Genomic DNA, 17,156 nt, shown 5'->3' on the forward strand with positions numbered 1-17,156 from the left:
TGGGAGACAAGGGCGGCCCCGGACTTTGGCGAGACGGGGGCCGCCTTTGGCGTCTATCAGCGGTGGTTGATCGTGCCGGTGGCCTTGCCGAACAGGCCGGTGGCGGTGATGTTCTGCGTGACGTGCGGCGGTCCCGCCTTGCCTCCTCGTCGGCACGCGCCGAGGAGGACCGGCAGGGCGATGGCTCCGGCGGCGATGAGGGCAACGGTGGCCCACAGGGCGTGGCTCATGGCGATCAGTCCCGGGGCTGCGTAGGAGAGCCCGACACCGGCGGCGGCGACGCCCCCGCCGATCGTCGGCGCGAGGAGAGCAGTGGTCTTGGCCCACCTCGGTACCGGCTGAGCGGCGACCGGCTGCGGGGCCAGGGCGGTGGGCTGCTGGGTGTAGGCCAGGGTCCTTACGCCGCCGGGAAGGGTCACCCAGCCGACACCCGGCGGGATCTCTTCCGGCAGCATCACCGGGCGCGGTAGCGGCCGCGACTGGCCGGTCAGGGTGGTGATCTCATACGGGGTCTGGGGATGCACAACATGGTCCCTTCAACGCGTCGGACAGCGCCCCGCGGTGGGGTGCTGCCCGCTGCTCGGCTTGTCGTGTCGCTTGTCGTCTGACTTGTCGTGCGGCTTGTCGCTTGTCTTGTCTTGTCGCTTGTCGCCTTGCAGGTCAGAGCCCGTTTCGGGCCCCCACAGGGGCGCCCAGGGGCCTTCTCGCGGCCGAGGCGACAAGCGACAGACGACTAGTCCGTGGAGGTGCCACCGGGGGCGTGGCGGTGGTGGACGTAGCGGGTTTTGGTGCCCTCCCCGACCTTCACCGCGATCCCCTCTTCCGCCCAGGACTTGAGCCACCCGACGACCGTCTGCCGGGTGGTGCCGTGCTCGTCCGCCAGCGCGCGGGCGATCGCAGACGCCCCCGTGCCCTCCGGTCCGGCGTCCAGCAGCACGGCGAGCGCGGCATCCTTGGCTGCGTTGTCCTCGCTGCGCAGCGCGGACAGGTTGAGTCCCGCCGTGGGCGGCTTGTGGGGCGCCGGGGCGTCACCGCCGGGTTCGGGTGCGGTGGCGAACTGGGCGTCGATCTGCTCGCGGAACCTGCGCGCCAGTGCCTCCTCGTCCGTCTCAGCAACGGGCGCCTGATCGTCGCGGAGCGCGGACAGGTTCAGCCCGCCGACCGGGCCGGTCGACATGGGGTGCTGCTCGGGGGCCTGTTCGGCGGTGGGGGTGTCGTCGCGGATCCATGCGGTGCGGGCCATGTCCCAGCGGCGCGCGTAGTCCGGTCCTGCGGCCTTGGCCGAGATGGCGTCGAGGGTGGCGTGTCGATCGGAGGTGGCGGCGACGATGTCGCGGATCTGGTTGGGCAGAATCCGCCAGGACTTGAACAGCCCCGCCGGTGACTCCGGTGTCCCCATGAACCCGGAACCCTTATACGGCGCCTGGTCGACGCGCAGGCCGCGCGAGCCGGGGAACTGCTTACTCAAGTCCATGCCTTCGGTCTCACCACCGGTCAGCGCGACACGGACTTTGGCTTCGCGGCGGATCATCAGGTTGCCCAGGACCGATCCGGTCGCGCCGAGTGCGGTGAGGACGGTGCGGATGCCCATGGCGCGGGCGATCCGGATCACTTCCAGGATCTTGGCGGCCAGGGCACGGGACGGCTTGTCCGGAGCGGCGAGGATCTCGGCACCCTCATCGATCACGAGCATGATCTGAGGGATCCGGTCGCTGATGGGCAGCAGGTCCGTGTTCTCGCGCGACAGCAGGTCCTGGTACGCCATCTTGCGGTGCTTGGCGATCCTCACCGCCGCATCCAGCATCAGCATCGCTTCCTCGTGGGAAGCGGCCAGCCAGTCAATCCCCGGCCGCATCCCGCCGGTGGTCTGGCCGCTGGAATCGAGTGCAGGCCGTACCCACGGCAGGCCGGCCGATCCGGCGTTCAGGTCGATCACCCAGGTGAGGACGTCGGTGGCGCGGGCGAACCCGGCCAGGATCGTATGAACCATGTTCGTCTTGCCCGACCCCGTCGGCCCCACGACCAGCGCGCACTGTTCGCGCAGGTAGGCACGGATCTCATCTGCGTTCGTTCGAAGCCCCCAGGGGATGCCGGTGTAGACGGACAGGGGCGCATAGTCGGTGGGGTAGGTGATCTCGGCCTCCAGGACGTTGACCGTGGTCACGTCGATCAGGACGCGGCCCTGGTCGATGCCCTGCGAAGCGGTGGCGGTACAGCCGTGCGGCAACCTCGCATCGGCCGACAGGCGGGCCGACTCACGCGCGATGCGGTCGTAGGTGGTGCCGCCCGCGGGAAGTTCGGCGTCGATGGTGAACCCGGTGCCGGTGGGCCACATCTCCACCGCCACCACCCGCACCGCGATCCCACAGACTCGCTGGATCCGGTCCACCCACTCTGCGGCGATCGCCCGCCGCTCGGCCGACAGTTCGCGGGCGACCTGCCGTTCGGCGGCGGCCAGAGCTTCCAGCTCGCGGGCTTCCTCGTGCAGGAGGGTGGCCCGGGCGGCGGCACCCATGCCCACGCCGATGGTGGCGAGCGACCCGAGCGCGGTCCAGGACAGGGGGCCGGTGGTCATGGCCCATGTCGTCCATCCCGCGCCGACGAGCCACGATGCGGCCCGCATGCCGATGGTGCGGGCGGCGAGGCGGTTGCGGAGGCTGGTAATGGTGTGGCCGATCGCGCCGGCCGCGCCGATGGCGAGAGCCCAGGCGGGGGGCATGCCGGTGGCGGCGCCGGTGGTGGCGATGGCGAGGCATCCGGTGGTGGCGGACAAAGCGCCGGTCACGGGTCCGTGACCGGCGCTGTAGTCCCACACCGGCCCGGTGGTGGCCTGTGTGTTGGTGGTCATGGTCAGACGTTCCAGCCCTTCTCTGCCTGGTGGCCGTTGCGGGGGTCCTCGTGGCGGGCGATGTCCTGTGCGTGGACGTTGCGGAACAGCGGTCCCATGTCCTCCGCCACGGCGACGGCGGCCATGACGGCACCGAAGGCGTCGTTGAACGAGCCCGCCACGTCTTTCTCCAGCGGAAACTCGCTGTCGGACCGCTCGGCGAGAATCTTCATCACGTTCGCCACGCTCGTGAGCGCGGCCGGCAGGCCCTCGACCATGGAGAGGATTTCCATGCAGCCGTCGGGGTCGTAGTTGCTGGCGGCGGCTTCCATCTCCGCCGCATGGTCCTCGAACCGGAAACCAGACACGCTCTCTCCCTCACTGGTCGGGGCGGTGGTGGGTGCGGCGGGGACCAGGCCTGCCGGGCGGGCGGCGGTGTCCCCAATGTGCTCGGTGCCGTCGTCGGCCGCTTCCGCGTCGGCGGCGGTCTCGTCGTCCTGCTGCGCGTCGCGAATCTCCTGATCACGAGCCGCGCGCTGGTCTTGGGCGGCCTTCATCAGGCGCCGGTACAGGCGGCGGCCAGGGTGTTGCAGCCACGCCCACCGCAACTTTCGCCCGAGCGGCGTGGTGACCGTGCCGACCAGCCCGAGCGCCCCGGCCAGCAGCGCGGCCAGGATCCGGCGGCCCTGGAACCGTGCGGCCGACCGCCACAGAGCCTTGCGGGCCCGCTTACGTGCAGGCGCCTTGCGCACGGCCGAACGCTGCTGGGCGACCGTGCCGCCGGTCCGCTGGTCGCGCGCTTTGCGGGCACGGTCCACAGCCGCCCGTCGCATGGCACCGGCCTTGTTCAACCCCGACGCGATCGCCCGGCCGATGGGACCCTTCTTCGCGGCCCCGGCGGTGCGGGTCTGCTGCTTGGCGTCGCGCCGTGAGTCGGCGACCTGGCGGCGGGCGCCGGTGGTCTCAGCACGGCGGGTAGCCCGCGAGGGTGCCGCCTTGCGCTGAGCGTCCCGCAGCGCTTTGACCTGTCCGAGACGACCACCGCGACCGGCGGTTCCAGCCGCCTGGGACAGGCCGGCCGCGCGGGCCAGACCGCTCCTTCCATCCCGGAAAGCCGAGGACTTTCCCAGGGTGGAAGGTGTGGCAGCGCGGTGGGCGGTGCCCCGGTGACTGGGCCGCCCGCCCGCCTTGCCAGCGCGAGCAGCGGCCTTAGTGGTGTCGGCGTTCCCGTTACGAGACTGCCGTACCACCCGCCCGGCCGACCCAGGAGGTGTCCCGCCCCGCGTGGCTCCTCGTCGGGGCGCCGTGGCCCGAAGGCTGCGGCGCGTGCTGCTGGGCTTGGTCTGCTGGCGGTGCTTGCGGGTAGCGGCGGCGGTGCCCAGGACGACCGCGCCGGTCGCGGCCAGGGCCAGGGCGACCGGGCCGCCGACCAGCGATGCGGTGGCCAGCAGGGAGGCGGTGGTGTTCGTGCCGGTCACCGCGAGGGGAACGACCGGCCACCCGCCAGGCGTGTGCTCCACCTCAGCCGCTGGTGCCGGGGCGGCGGGTGTGGGCTCAGGTTGCGGAGAGGGTGTGGTGTCCGGCGGGGCCTCGGGGCCCGCTACCGGGGTGAGGATGGTGTCCGTCATGCTGGGCTTCTCCCTTCGGGAGGTCAGAGGCCCGGACGCGATGCTTTGGCCGGCAGCGTCCGGGCCGAACTCAACTGGCGATGCGCTGTTCCTCGCGGGCGATGCACGACCCGCACATGCCGTGTGAGCGCGGGATGCGATACCCCACGTCACGGCGACAGTTCGGGCAGATCCGCTGGGCGCCGTTCGCCCTGGCCAGGGCCGCCCAGCGAGCCGGGGTCATCGGCCGGACGGGCTTGGCCTGGTCGATCCGGTAGAGGTAGGCGACCAGCGGGCCCAGGCGGCGGCGCGGCCGTTCGAGCTGAGCGGCCACGTCCTGTCCGCCGGGCCGGAGCCCCATGGCGCGGAGTTGGCGGTAGGTGGCGTAGCCGTCCGGGGCCAGGCGCCACCGGTAGACGGGAAGCGCGGCCATCAGCTCGCCGCGCCTTCCAGCTCACGCGGCGCGCTCCGGGAGGCGTCACGGAATTCCTGGTAGCGGGAGGACACCCAGCCGATCGACCAGCCGCACAGATCGGCAGCCGCCCGCACCGGCAGGCCCTCACCGAACGCGGCACGCACGATCCGGCGGGCGTGATCCTCGCCAACCTTCTCGTTCACCGGCCCACCCGCTAGGAGCGCGGCGCGTTCACGAGCCTCGCGTTCCTCCCGCTGCCGACGCTCGGTTTCGCGGCGGGCCGCGGCTTCGCGTTCAAGGCGTTCACGCTCCCGCTGCTGCTGTTCACGCTCGCGTTCACGGCGTTCACGAGCCTCCCGCTCCGCCCGCTCCCGAGCCTCAGCCCGTTCGGCTTCCTCGCGCCGTGCGGCGGCCTCCCGCTCGGCCTGCTCACAAGCCAAGCGGGCTTCGTGTTCACGCTGTTCACGCGCCAACATGGCGGCGTGCTCGCGCTCCTCACGGGCCCGCCTTTCGGCTGCCTCCCGCTCGGCGGACGCCGCTTTCTGCCGCTCCATCTGCTCGGCGCGCTGCCGGGCGTCCAAGGCGGTCAGCGCGGCGGAGATGGCGCGACGGTAGGCCAGGCTGGTCTCTGCGGTGACAATCAGCAGCAGCGGCGCGACCGCATGCACCGCCACGCCTACCAGGTCCCCTTTCAGGGCGGAGTCGGCGATGTTCAGGGCCAGGGTCATGCCGCCGGTCATCCACCGCAGCGCGATCGGCCACCGCCCGCCGTGCCCGCCCAGGCGGGCCAGGACAGCATCGAGACGGACGACGATGACCACGGCGGCGTCCACCACGAGCGGCAGGATTGGAGCCGTCCAATCCCAGGCATCCGGCGTGTGCTTGGCCATCAGCGGGGTGACGGTGAGAATCGAATAGAGCACCGCTCCGGAGACGATCAGCCACGTCCCGGCCGACAGAGCGCGCTCGGCTGAACGGATCTGAACACTGTTCATCCAGCACCCCCGACCGCCCCGACAGCGGGCGCCAGGACCGAGCGGAAGCCGACCGTCGCGGGCTCGTGCGTGAACGCGATGCACACCCACGGCACGCGGTCCGCCGGCTGTTCCGTACGCGCCACCCAGCCGTCCATCGGCACGCCGTGGGTAGCGGCGTAGGCGTAGGCGTCCTCACGGGTGAGATGGATGCTGTGCGGCTCACCGAAGTGCAGCAGCAGCACCAGCTCCTGCCCCTCCAGCCGGGACACCTCCAGCTCCGCCCCCGCACGCGCCAGGGCGGCCCGAAGCTCCCACACCTCCTCACGGAGGATCGCCGCGTCACTCTCGGCCGACTCTGCCCGCTCCGTCAGCACGGCGAGAGCACGGAGGTGAGCGGCGTACGCCTCGTCCGCCTGCCCCTGTACCTCCCGGGCCCGGATGCGGGCCTGGTGGGCGCGGTCGGTCAGCTCCCGCAGACGGCGGCGGGTCACCAGGCGGATCATGCGGCATCCCCCGTCCCGGCCACCACGCGGTTCGTCAGCTCCCGTCGGGCCGCCAGCACCCGGCGCCGAGCCCGCCGAATCCGGCGGGCGTCCAACTGCGACGGCGCACGGTCCAGCACGGTGATCTGCGCGTCCAGCAACTCGACCTCCGCCCGGATCAGCGGCATCTCGCGCTCGATCGCCTCCAGCTCCGCGGCCGACGGTTCCCCGTCGAACGCGGAGGCGGTAACAACCGCCTGAAGTGCAACGATGTGCTTCATGAGTCGTGGTCTCCCTAGCAGGTTCTACGGCTCGACAGCGGCCCCGGTGCTCCAACACCGGGGCCGCGCCGTATGAGGTGAGTGGTCGGGTCAGCCGCGCTTGCCGCCGCGCCCGTGGGCGGCGTCCAGCTCGGCGGCGGCGTTCTTGGCCTTGCCGGACGTGATCCGGTCGTAGACCTTCTGGCTGCGCTTGACCGCAGCCGACGTGGTCAGGTCGGAGGACTGCTGCTGCGACTTCTTGCCGAACATGCGAACTCCTTTTGGTGCAGGCTCCGGCCGGCCAATCCGGCCCGGCTCCCCACGCCCCGCCCGTACGGCGCCCCATGAGGGGCCCGGACAGGCGGAGAGGCAACCGGCCGCAGCACCGAAGTGCGGCGGCGGTTCATGTCATGTCTCGCCTTCAGGAGCGCGCTCCCGTTGCAGGCCGCGAGACGGTGACCTTTCGGTCTTGCCCTCCGGTTGACCAGGGACCCGGGACCCTCGGCCCGCTCTGTCCCGGGCCCCTTGACCTCAAGCGGCCCTGAGTCGGGCACGTCGAGGTCCCGCACCCCTCGGCCAGTTACACCGACCGGCGGGCACATCCCTAAGGTTCCCTAGGGTTCCCTGTGGTGTCAAGCGGTAAGCTAGGGAACCTCAGAGAAGCCACGACAGGGAGCGGGCGACATGGCAGGCCAGGCTGACAATCGGGCGCCGTACGCGAAGATTGCTGCCCATTACACAGAGCTGATTTCGACCGGCGAGCTACAGCCGGGCACCCTCCTGCCGAGCATCAAGAACCTCGCGGAAGAGTGGAAGGTGAGCACGGCCACCGCCGAAAAGGCCCTGCGCAAACTGCGCAACGAGGGGCTCGTGCGAGGCATTCACGGCATTGGTACTGAGGTTCTCGACCAGCCCACGCCAATGTCCTCGGGCTCTCAGCGGCAGGACCGGGGCCGCCGCACCGGGTCGAGCTGGGGAGACGGCGAGAGGTCCGACTCGCATCAAGCGGCCGTAGTGCCGGCGCCCGCCGAAGTGGCGCAAGCGCTGGATATTCAGCCCGGCGCCGATGTCATCCGTCGCAGCCGCGTATATAGGGACCGGCGCGGCATCGTCGCTCACAGCACGTCGTGGATCCCGGCCCGGTACGGCAAGCTGATCCCTCAGCTAGCGAAGAGCGAGCGCCTCACGGGTGGCACGTCACTCCAGCTCATTGCCGAAGCGACCGGCCACCCGATCAGCCACCGTATCGACTCCGCGTCGGCATCCCTGCTGACACCGGAGCATGCGCGGCTGCTGGAGTTGGACCCCGACAACCTGCCCACGGAGCCAGTGGTCGTCATGACGGCGAAGTTCGTCGACAGTGAGGGCAACATCGTGGAGTACGGCGTAGACCTTGGGGGTCCCGGCCGGACGTGGCGCACAGAATCGGAGGTCTCGTGACGGTCATGGATGACACGCTCACGAATGTGCTCGAAGCACGGCTAGGCGCACACCTGGCGGCCCGCAGGGCTGGCACAATCACGCCCGAAGCCGAAGCGGAGGTGGATGCCATCTCCCGGACCCTGACGAGACCGATGCCTCCACGCCCGCCGCTCTGCGTCCTCATGGCCGGACTCCCCGGCTCGGGCAAGACCACCCTCTCCCGTGCGCTCACCGCTCGCGGGTTCGTACGCCTGTGCCCGGACGAGGAGATGTTCCGTCGGCATGGGGTCTATGGGGTGGACTTCCCCCGTGGTGTCTTCCCAACCCTTGAGCGTCCGGTCCTTGAAGACGTGGCGGCTGACCTCAGGGAGCAGCTCAAGGCAGGGCACGACGTGGTCGTTGACCACGGCTTTTGGACTCCGGAGGACCGGGCCAAGTGGCGAGCGATAGCCATCGACGCCGACGCGACTCCTGTGCTGGTCTACCTCGAAGCCAGCCATGAAGAGCTGTGGGAGCGGATCAGTACGCGCAACGAGTTCCACGCGAACGATCCAAACTCGATCTACTTCTCGGAGAGCGACCTACAGCGGTACCGCACCCGGTTCGTCCCCCCTCAGGCTGATGAGCCGCACCTGTCGTACGACGGTGATCCTGATCCCGTGATCAACGCGCTAGATGCCTCCCGAACCTGACATGCCGGGAAGCAGACGCGCAGGTCAAGTCCGGGCCCGTCCATCTCACTTTCCGTACCAGTTGCTCACGCAGGTACCCGGAAAACCACACTCGCTGCCATCGCCCGGCTCTACGCTCCTCGTGTGAACCGAGCCTGGATGCGTCAGAAGCTCGTGTCGTTCGACGAGCTGGCAACTCAGTACTGGAACGTCCGGTATGCCAATGGAGATACGGAGAGCGAGCGGAGGTGGCTGTTCGAGGCAGAGCCCACCGTCGTAAAGATACTGAGTGCCCTTGGCCTCCCAGCGGTGGAGCTGGAAGTGCTGGGAGAAAGCGAGTGGCAGGACCTAACCATCAACCTCGACCCGGTACGGCGAGGCGTCGGCATCCTGACCGACATGGACGAGTGGGCCACTTACCTGGCACCGGACTCTCCCTCCCTGGAAGCGGATGGGCTTCACCCATGGGTGTGGGACGCGGCTCGTACCTTCTGGGAGTCGGAACACTATCGAGCCGCCGTCCATGCCGCCGCTACTTCGGTCAACGCCCATCTCCAGAACAAACTCGGTCGGCGTGACCTGTCGGACGCCAAGCTCGTCCAGGAAGCCTTTAGTGACAAAGCCCCGGAAGCAGGGAAGCCTCGCCTCCGGGTGGCGGGCGATCAAGCTGATCCCGGAGTGCAGACACGGCAGCGTGGCGCTCTCCAGCTTGGGCAGGGGGCCTATTTCGCCTTCCGGAATCCTGCTGCTCATGAGACCGGTGACCTGGCAGAGCAGGAGGCTATGGAGCAGCTAGCGACGTTCAGCGCGCTGGCCCGGCTGATCGATAGGTGCCAGGTCGTGACCTAGGCGGTCGTGCATCCCAAACGTTGAAATCTACTCGGCCGACGGGTCGAGGGCGCTTCATCTCTCACCCCTTGGCCGCCCGCTGTGCGCTGACCTGAACGGATGCGGGAGGTGCCCGGCCGGCCGACCCGCTTAGCGTGGTTGTGCAAGCCGCGCGACCGCCGACGGCGAGGCGGCGGAGAGGACCCACCTCCGAAAACACCACGGCCCGAACATCCCGGACGGGCCCCAACGTGTCCGCGGCAAGCTAGCGACGCCACACGTTCACCTTCTCCCCGCCGAGCAGCGGTGCACCCTCCGGACCCTTCACGTGAGGGGCAATCCACACAGGCCGATGCACCTGCCGCACCGGATACCACTGCTGTCGCCAGTGCCCTCGCACGATCCACTGATAGTGATAGTCGCGGTTACCAGAACCATGCGCGTTGCCGATCTTGGGGCGGCGTAGGTCGATCAGCCGCACGGACGCAGGCTCGTTGTTGATGCGTCGAAGACGTTTCCGGATCGCACGGCTTGGTGGCACCTCTGAACAATCCGCAAGCGGTTGAACCATGAGAAGCCACGCAGCCCGCAGTGTCGTGACCAGGAAGTCGAACAGGTTCTTCTCCCGCGTCATGGCCGGCGCCTGATCAGCCATGGAGAACGGCAGAAGCCGAGGGCCCCCAAGGAGTGGCTCCGTACTGTCGCTCGGCTGAGCAATGGGAGTGATCCAGACACATCCCCCTTCCCCCGCTTCGCGCACGGCCCACGCAGCGCCATGGAGTGTCATAAGCGAGCCGTCCCAGTCTGCCCCCTGGAGTAGCGCCGGAGGAGCCTCGAAGGCCAGGACGCCAGTGAGCGAGGGGACATCCTGCGCTTCCATGTCAAAAAGTTCTAGCGACCCGCCGGCTGTCGCCGCCAGCTCTCCCATGGGGCCGGAGACAGCGAACAGGTCACCATCGAGGGCATCAAGGACGATGGCCCGGAGGTCTGCGCCGTCAACTTTCAGAGTCTGGTAATAGTCCACGGTCGCAGCGTGGTCTTCCCAGTACTCTGCACCCTCGACGGATGCTGCGAAGGATCGGAGAGTGGCCCGCAGTTCGGGTAAATCGACGGCTCGTACCTGCATGTCTCCTCCTATGCGAGTGCTCTGGCAGGGACGCTACCGGCGGCGTGGCTGGCTCATCCCACTATTGGGCCAGCCGATGTGGGGCCCTTGGGCGTACGCCGACCCGTACGCCAACAGCCACGCACAGCCCCGTCCTCCAGGGGCCCATGACGAACACGGGGACCTGGCGTCGCCCAAGCCGGACCCCGCCTGAAAAGCGGAAGGTCGCCGGTTCGACCCCGGCCCCAGCCACCGCACCAAGGCCCCGTCCTCCGGACGGGGCCTTTGCCGTACCCGGGTGCCGTACCCGGGCCGCCCCCGCACCGGGCGGCGCAGGGCGCGGCCCTCCGCTCACGCCCGCTCGCCCCGGTGCCGCCATCCGCGCGCGCCGAGGATGACAGCGGTCAGGGCCACCACCCCCAGCAGGAGCGCCCAGTCCGGCACCGCCCGCCCCAGCGCCGCCACCCGGGTCTCCAGTGCGTACGAGTCGTCCACGGTCAGCAGGCCCGGCAGGGCCGTGGTGCCGTCGAAGGCCAGGAACAGCGTGCCCAGCAGGACGAAGAAGACGCCGGACAGCACCGACGTGCTGTGCAGCCGCAGCCGGCCCAGCCGCAGCTCCCGGCCCCGCAGCCAGCCGCGCCGCCCCAGGTCGTAGCGATCCCAGAACAGCGCCAGCAGGAACAACGGCACCGCCATGCCCAGGGCGTACACCGCCAGCAGCAGGCCCCCGTACACCGGGCTCCCGCTGACTGCGGCCACCGTCAGCACGCTGCCCAGGATCGGCCCCGCGCAGAACCCGGCGAGGCCGTACACCAGGCCCAGCGCGAACACCGAGAGCGCCGACGTCGGGCGGATCCGGCCGCTCGCCCCCGCGATCCGGCGCGAGGCGAAACCCAGGCCCAGGATCTGCACCACTCCCAGCGCGATGATCAGCCAGCCGCCCGCGGTCACGAGCACGTCCCGGTGGCCGTAGAAGAGCCGGCCCGCGAAGGACCCGGCGGCGCCCAGCGGAGCCAGCGTGGTCACGAGACCCGCGTACAGGATGCCGGTGCGGGCCAGCAGCCTCGCCGGGCTGTCGATGGAGTACGCGAAGAACGCCGGCAGCAGCAGCGCGCTGCACGGGCTCAGCAGCGCGAGCAGACCGCCGAGGAACGCCGCCAGGTAGCCGATGCCGCTCATCGCCCGGCCTCGCGCTTCGCCGCCTCGATGGCCTCCGTGAACGTCTCCATGGGCTGGGCACCGGCGATCGGCCGGCCGTTCACCAGGAACGACGGCGTCGACGTCGCGCCGAGCGCGTACGCCTGCTCCTGGTCCTTCGCGACGGCGCGCCGGGCCGCCTCGCTGTCCAGGTCGCGCCCGAAGCGGTCGAGGTCAGCCACCCCCGCCTCCCGCGCCAGCGCGAGGAGCCGCTCCTTGCCGAAGCCCTTCTCCTTGGCGCCCACGGCGTACGCGGCCTTGTGGAACTGCCAGAACCGGCCCTGCTGCCCGGCCGCCCACGAGGCACGCGCCGCGCCCTCGGAGGGCGCGCCGAAGATCGGGAAGTTGCGCCACTCGATGCGCAGCGTGCCCTCGCGGACGTACTTCTCGATCAGCGCGGGCTCGGTGTCCCGGGCGAACTTCCCGCAGTAGCCGCACTGGAAGTCCGCGTACTCGATGAGGACGACGGGCGCGTCGGCGCGCCCCACCGCCAGCGGGTCCTTGCCGTCGCGCCGGGCGTACGCCTCCAGCTCGGGATGGACGCCCGTGCTCTGCGACCCGGCGACGACGGACGTGCCGGGTTCGGCGGGCTTGGTCGCGGTGTACGAGGCGAAGGCGGCCAGCGCGGCGGCGACGGCGACACCCGCACCGATGAGGTAGGGCTTGGACGTGGACATGGTGGAGCTCCTGAGCGCGGTGAAGTAGGGGACCGTACGGAGGGGATGCGTACGGCCCCTATACGCGCAGCACCGACAGATCCACCGGGGACGGCCCCGCGAGCCACGGCGGCGCCCGCTCCGGCAAGACGGCCACGACCGCCGGGTCGTCCCGGTCCGCGGGCAACCGCGTGCCGGTGTGCGGCGCGGGCAGCAGCTCGGCCGCGGTGGCGGGCCGCGGGGGCACCGCGGGCGCCAGGCCGCCCTGGTCCTCCAGCGGGTCGCACCCGGGCGCCTGCCCTCCGGTGCCGGCGGTCACCGCGGCACCGGCGGTCGCCACGGGCGCGTCCTGAGCCGCCGCGGCGCCCGGGCCGCACACCAGCAGGGCGCCCATCAGCAGCAGGACGGCGGCGGCCGCACGGCACCACCGGCTGCCGGTGCAACGCATGCGCCACCGCCTCCCAAGATCGTTCGACTCGCCGGAAATGGTACGGGGAAATCGGTTCGCCACTCCGTCGCCGCGAGTGAGATCCTGGGTCAGGTATGTCTACTTCCTTCGCCGACCTCCAGACCCTGCTGGCCGAGGTCTCGCTGCGCGACGCGCACCGGCTCGGCCGCCGTCTCGAAGGCTCCCGCCGCATCCGCAAACCCGAGGCCCGGCAGGCCGTCCTGGACGAGATCGCCGCCGAGGCGGGGAAGGCCGCCGCCCGCACCGCGGAGCGGGCTGCCCGCGTGCCGCGCGTCACGTACCCCGAGCAGCTCCCGGTCAGCCAGAAGAAGGACGAGATCGCGGAGGCGATACGCGACCACCAGGTCGTGATCGTCGCCGGTGAGACGGGCTCCGGCAAGACCACCCAGATCCCCAAGATCTGCCTGGAGCTGGGCCGGGGCGTACGCGGCATGATCGGCCACACGCAGCCGCGGCGCATCGCCGCCCGCACGGTCGCCGAGCGGGTCGCGGAGGAGCTGAGGACGCCGCTGGGCGAGGCGGTCGGCTGGAAGGTCCGGTTCACCGACCAGGTGAACCCGGACGCCACCTTCGTCAAGCTGATGACCGACGGCATCCTGCTCGCCGAGATCCAGACGGACCGCGAGCTGCGCGCGTACGACACGATCATCATCGACGAGGCGCACGAGCGGTCGCTGAACATCGACTTCCTGCTCGGCTACCTCGCCCAGCTGCTCCCCCGGCGCCCCGACCTCAAGGTCGTGATCACCTCCGCGACCATCGATCCGGAGCGCTTCTCCCGCCATTTCGGCGACGCGCCCATCGTCGAGGTCTCGGGCCGTACGTATCCGGTCGAGGTGCGCTACCGCCCGCTCCTGGAGGAGGACTCCGAGGAGTCCGACCGCGACCAGATCACCGCCATCTGCGACGCCGTGGACGAACTCCAGTCGGAGGGCCCCGGCGACATCCTGGTCTTCCTCTCGGGTGAGCGCGAGATCCGCGACACGGCGGACGCCCTGGTCAAGAAGAAGCTCCGCAACACCGAGGTCCTCCCCCTCTACGCGCGCCTCTCGCACGCCGAGCAGCACCGCGTCTTCCAGCCCCACTCCGGGCGCCGCATCGTCCTCGCGACGAACGTCGCCGAGACGTCCCTGACGGTCCCCGGCATCAAGTACGTCATCGATCCGGGCACCGCCCGCATCTCCCGCTACAGCCACCGCACCAAGGTCCAGCGCCTGCCGATCGAGCCGGTCAGCCAGGCCAGCGCCAACCAGCGCAAGGGCCGCTGCGGCCGTACGTCGGACGGCATCTGCATCCGCCTGTACTCGGAGGACGACTTCCTCGCCCGACCCGAGTTCACGGACGCCGAGATCCTGCGGACGAACCTGGCGTCGGTCATCCTCCAGATGACGGCGGCCGGGCTCGGCGACATCGAGAAGTTCCCCTTCATCGACCCGCCGGACCACCGCAACATCCGCGACGGCGTGCAGCTCCTCCAGGAACTCGGCGCGATCGACCCGGCGCAGAAGGACCCGAAGAAGCGCCTCACGCAGGAGGGCCGCAAGCTGGCCCAGCTGCCGGTGGACCCGCGGCTGGCCCGCATGGTGCTGGAGGCCGACAAGAACGGCTGCGTCCGCGAGGTCATGGTGATCGCGGCCGCGCTGTCCATCCAGGACCCGCGCGAGCGGCCGGCGGAGAAGCAGGCGCAGGCCGACCAGCAGCACGCCCGGTTCAAGGACGAGACGTCCGACTTCCTGGCGTTCCTGAACCTCTGGCGCTACATCCGCGAACAGCAGAAGGCGCTGTCCTCCTCGGCCTTCCGCCGGATGTGCAAGTCCGAGTACCTCAACTACCTGCGCATCCGCGAATGGCAGGACATCTATACGCAGTTGCGTACGGTCGCCAAGCAGATGGGCCTCCACCTCGAGGAGCCCTCGGCGGAACTGTCCGCCCCGGACGACCGCATCCACGTCTCTCTGCTCGCCGGGCTCCTCTCCCACATCGGGATGAAGGACGTCAAGGAGGGCGCGAAGAACGAGTACCTGGGCGCCCGCAGCGCCAAGTTCGCCGTCTTCCCCGGGTCGGCGCTGTTCAAGAAACCGCCGCGTTTCATCATGTCCGCCGAGCTGGTGGAGACCTCCCGCCTGTGGGCGCGGGTCAACGCGAGGATCGAACCCGAGTGGATCGAGCCGCTGGCCGGGCACCTGCTGAAGCGCACCTACTCCGAACCGCACTGGGAGAAGGACCAGGCGGCGGTCATGGCGTACGAGAAGGTCACGCTGTACGGCGTGCCGATCGTCGCCCAGCGGAAGGTGAACTACGGGCGCATCGACCCCGAGGTCTCGCGCGAGCTGTTCATCCGGCACGCCCTGGTGGAGGGCGACTGGCGCACGCACCACAAGTTCTTCGCGGACAACCGCAAGCTGCTGACCGAGGTCGAGGAGCTGGAGCACCGGGCCCGGCGCCGCGACATCCTCGTGGACGACGAGACGCTCTTCGACTTCTACGACCAGCGGGTGCCCGAACACGTCGTCTCGGGCGCGCACTTCGACTCGTGGTGGAAGCACAAGCGGCGCGAGGCGCCCGACCTGCTCGACTTCGAGCGCGAGATGCTGATCAACGAGAAGGCGGGCGCGGTCACCAAGGCCGACTACCCGGACTCGTGGCGGCAGGGCGCCCTGAAGTTCCGGGTCACCTACCAGTTCGAGCCGGGCGCGGACGCGGACGGCGTCACCGTGCACATCCCGCTCCAGGTGCTGAACCAGGTCACCGACGAGGGCTTCGACTGGCAGATCCCGGGCCTGCGCGAGGAGGTCGTCACCGAGCTGATCCGCTCGCTGCCCAAGCCGATCCGCCGCAACTACGTCCCGGCGCCGAACTTCGCGCGGCGGTTCCTGGCCCAGGCGGTCCCCCTGCAGGAGCCGCTCGACGTGACGCTCGCCCGCGAGCTGCAGCGGATGGTCGGCGTCCCGGTCGACGCCGGCGACTTCGACTGGTCGAAGGTCCCCGACCACCTGCGCATCACCTTCCGGATCGTCGACGAGCGGCGCCGCAAGCTGGCCGAGGACAAGGACCTGGAGGCGCTGAAGCTCCAGCTGAAGCCGAAGGCCCGTCAGGCGCTGTCCAAGGCGGCCGCGGCCGCCACGGCCGGCCCCTCCGGCTCCGGGCAGTCCCTGGAGCGCACGGGCCTGACGGACTGGACGATCGGCACGCTCGTGCGGGTCTTCGAGACGCGGCGGGCGGGCCAGCCGGTCAAGGCGTACCCGGCGCTGGTCGACCAGGGCGGGAGCGTCGCCGTACGGCTCTTCGACACGGAGGCCGAGCAGGCGCAGGCGATGTGGCGCGGCACCCGCAAGCTGATCATGCTGAACATCCCGGTGAACCCGGCGAAGTTCGCGTCCGACAAGCTGACGAATCAGCAGAAGCTCGCCCTGTCCCGCAATCCGCACGGCTCGGTGCAGGCGCTGTTCGAGGACTGCGCGACCGCCGCCGCGGACCGTCTGATCGCCGACCACGGCGGGCCGGCGTGGGACGAGGAGTCCTTCCGCAAGCTGTACGACCGGGTCCGCGCCGACCTCGTCGAGCTGACGATCCGTACGGTGGACCAGGTGCAGCAGATACTGGCGGCCTGGCAGGCCTGTGAGCGCCGTCTGAAGGCGACGAACAGCCTGACCCTGGTGAACAACGTCCAGGACGTGCGCGAGCAGCTCGCGGCGCTCGTGCCGGCCGGCTTCGTCACCAGGACGGGGCTGCGGCGCCTGCCGGACCTGATGCGCTACCTGGTGGCGGTCGACCGGCGGCTGCAGCAGATGCCGACGGCCGTCCAGCGCGACACCACGCGCATGGAGAAGGTCCACGAGATGCAGGACGAGTACGCCTGGCTGCTGGAGCAGATGCCGAAGGGCCGGCCGGTCCCCCAGGAGGTCCTGGACATCCGGTGGATGATCGAGGAACTGCGCGTCAGCTACTTCGCCCACGCCCTGGGCACCGCCCACCCGGTGTCCGACAAGCGGATCCTGAAGGCGATCGACGCGGCCGTGCCGTAGCCGGTGGCGGGTGACGGCCCCGTCGCCTTGGGTGAGGTCGACCGGACCGTCTGACCTGCTGTACAGTTCTTCTCGCAGCCAAGCGCAGAACTCAACCGGCTGCGACTCCTGGTCCTGTGGAGCAGTTTGGAGTGCTCGCCACCCTGTCAAGGTGGAGGCCGCGGGTTCAAATCCCGTCAGGACCGCATCGATCGAAGCCCGCATCCTCATGGATG

At 70.1% G+C, this 17,156-nt stretch carries 16 protein-coding genes and 1 tRNA gene; 5 read left to right on the forward strand and 12 right to left on the reverse strand.

The genetic code is table 11. From position 1 onward, the window contains the following. Window positions 1-56 precede the first annotated feature (56 nt). The 8 genes from IH00_RS0109405 to IH00_RS43310 all read right to left on the reverse strand — a co-directional run bounded on the left by IH00_RS0109405 (window position 57) and on the right by IH00_RS43310 (window position 6,838). Window positions 57-524 (reverse strand): hypothetical protein, encoded by a 468-nt coding sequence (locus IH00_RS0109405; protein ID WP_031071605.1) that lies wholly within the window; start codon window positions 522-524, stop codon window positions 57-59. Window positions 525-733: 209 nt separating this feature from the next. Continuing rightward, window positions 734-2,848, reverse strand: a complete 2,115-nt coding sequence (locus IH00_RS0109410) for a hypothetical protein (protein WP_031071606.1) — start codon at window positions 2,846-2,848, stop codon at window positions 734-736. A 2-nt stretch (window positions 2,849-2,850) separates the two neighbouring features. Continuing rightward, window positions 2,851-4,305, reverse strand: a complete 1,455-nt coding sequence (locus tag IH00_RS43305; protein ID WP_324615776.1) for a hypothetical protein — start codon at window positions 4,303-4,305, stop codon at window positions 2,851-2,853. Window positions 4,306-4,525: 220 nt separating this feature from the next. Beyond that, window positions 4,526-4,867, reverse strand: coding sequence for an RRQRL motif-containing zinc-binding protein (locus tag IH00_RS0109420; RefSeq protein WP_031071610.1), 342 nt, complete (start codon window positions 4,865-4,867; stop codon window positions 4,526-4,528). After that, entirely contained in the window at window positions 4,867-5,844 is a 978-nt protein-coding gene (locus IH00_RS0109425) for a hypothetical protein (protein ID WP_031071613.1), read from the reverse strand. The genes IH00_RS0109420 and IH00_RS0109425 overlap by 1 nt, the downstream gene beginning before the upstream one ends. Further along, entirely contained in the window at window positions 5,841-6,329 is a 489-nt protein-coding gene (locus tag IH00_RS0109430; RefSeq protein WP_052411299.1) for a hypothetical protein, read from the reverse strand. Before IH00_RS0109430 ends, IH00_RS0109425 begins: the two co-directional genes overlap by 4 nt. Further along, window positions 6,326-6,589 carry a DUF6284 family protein gene (locus IH00_RS0109435; protein WP_031071617.1) on the reverse strand — a complete coding sequence of 88 codons (264 nt, stop codon included), beginning with the start codon at window positions 6,587-6,589 and terminating at the stop codon, window positions 6,326-6,328. Before IH00_RS0109435 ends, IH00_RS0109430 begins: the two co-directional genes overlap by 4 nt. A 90-nt stretch (window positions 6,590-6,679) precedes the next feature. Continuing rightward, the gene (locus IH00_RS43310) at window positions 6,680-6,838 is read right to left on the reverse strand and encodes a hypothetical protein (protein WP_199819725.1); all 159 of its coding nucleotides are present in this window, start codon (window positions 6,836-6,838) and stop codon (window positions 6,680-6,682) included. A gap of 414 nt (window positions 6,839-7,252) precedes the next feature. Here IH00_RS43310 and IH00_RS0109445 point away from each other — a divergent pair, with 414 nt between their 5' ends. The 3 genes from IH00_RS0109445 to IH00_RS0109455 all read left to right on the forward strand — a co-directional run bounded on the left by IH00_RS0109445 (window position 7,253) and on the right by IH00_RS0109455 (window position 9,510). Continuing rightward, a complete protein-coding gene (locus tag IH00_RS0109445; protein WP_031071619.1) occupies window positions 7,253-8,008 on the forward strand; it encodes a GntR family transcriptional regulator in 756 nt (251 codons plus the stop codon). Then, window positions 8,005-8,682 (forward strand): AAA family ATPase, encoded by a 678-nt coding sequence (locus IH00_RS0109450; protein WP_234334809.1) that lies wholly within the window; start codon window positions 8,005-8,007, stop codon window positions 8,680-8,682. Before IH00_RS0109445 ends, IH00_RS0109450 begins: the two co-directional genes overlap by 4 nt. Before the next feature lie 123 nt (window positions 8,683-8,805). After that, complete coding sequence (locus IH00_RS0109455) at window positions 8,806-9,510, forward strand: TIGR02391 family protein (RefSeq protein ID WP_078887654.1); 705 nt, start codon at window positions 8,806-8,808, stop codon at window positions 9,508-9,510. A gap of 244 nt (window positions 9,511-9,754) precedes the next feature. Here IH00_RS0109455 and IH00_RS38880 read toward each other — a convergent pair whose 3' ends face one another. From IH00_RS38880 to IH00_RS0109475, 4 genes are all read right to left on the reverse strand, one after another. After that, window positions 9,755-10,513, reverse strand: coding sequence for a hypothetical protein (locus tag IH00_RS38880; protein ID WP_158827763.1), 759 nt, complete (start codon window positions 10,511-10,513; stop codon window positions 9,755-9,757). Window positions 10,514-10,945: 432 nt separating this feature from the next. After that, window positions 10,946-11,773, reverse strand: coding sequence for a cytochrome c biogenesis CcdA family protein (locus tag IH00_RS0109465; RefSeq protein ID WP_031071626.1), 828 nt, complete (start codon window positions 11,771-11,773; stop codon window positions 10,946-10,948). Beyond that, on the reverse strand, window positions 11,770-12,468 hold the full coding sequence (locus IH00_RS0109470; RefSeq protein WP_031071627.1) for a DsbA family protein: 699 nt from the start codon (window positions 12,466-12,468) through the stop codon (window positions 11,770-11,772). Before IH00_RS0109470 ends, IH00_RS0109465 begins: the two co-directional genes overlap by 4 nt. A gap of 58 nt (window positions 12,469-12,526) precedes the next feature. Then, window positions 12,527-12,895 carry a hypothetical protein gene (locus IH00_RS0109475; RefSeq protein WP_031071628.1) on the reverse strand — a complete coding sequence of 123 codons (369 nt, stop codon included), beginning with the start codon at window positions 12,893-12,895 and terminating at the stop codon, window positions 12,527-12,529. 95 nt (window positions 12,896-12,990) lie between these two features. Between IH00_RS0109475 and hrpA the strand changes: the two genes are divergently transcribed. Together hrpA and IH00_RS0109485 are read left to right on the forward strand one after the other, a co-directional pair. Continuing rightward, complete coding sequence (hrpA, locus tag IH00_RS0109480) at window positions 12,991-16,941, forward strand: ATP-dependent RNA helicase HrpA (protein ID WP_031071629.1); 3,951 nt, start codon at window positions 12,991-12,993, stop codon at window positions 16,939-16,941. A gap of 110 nt (window positions 16,942-17,051) precedes the next feature. Continuing rightward, window positions 17,052-17,126 (forward strand) — tRNA-Asp (locus IH00_RS0109485). Window positions 17,127-17,156: the final 30 nt, after the last annotated feature.

Origin of the sequence: Streptomyces sp. NRRL S-118, assembly GCF_000716335.1 — a bacterium.
Taxonomy (GTDB): domain Bacteria; phylum Actinomycetota; class Actinomycetes; order Streptomycetales; family Streptomycetaceae; genus Streptomyces.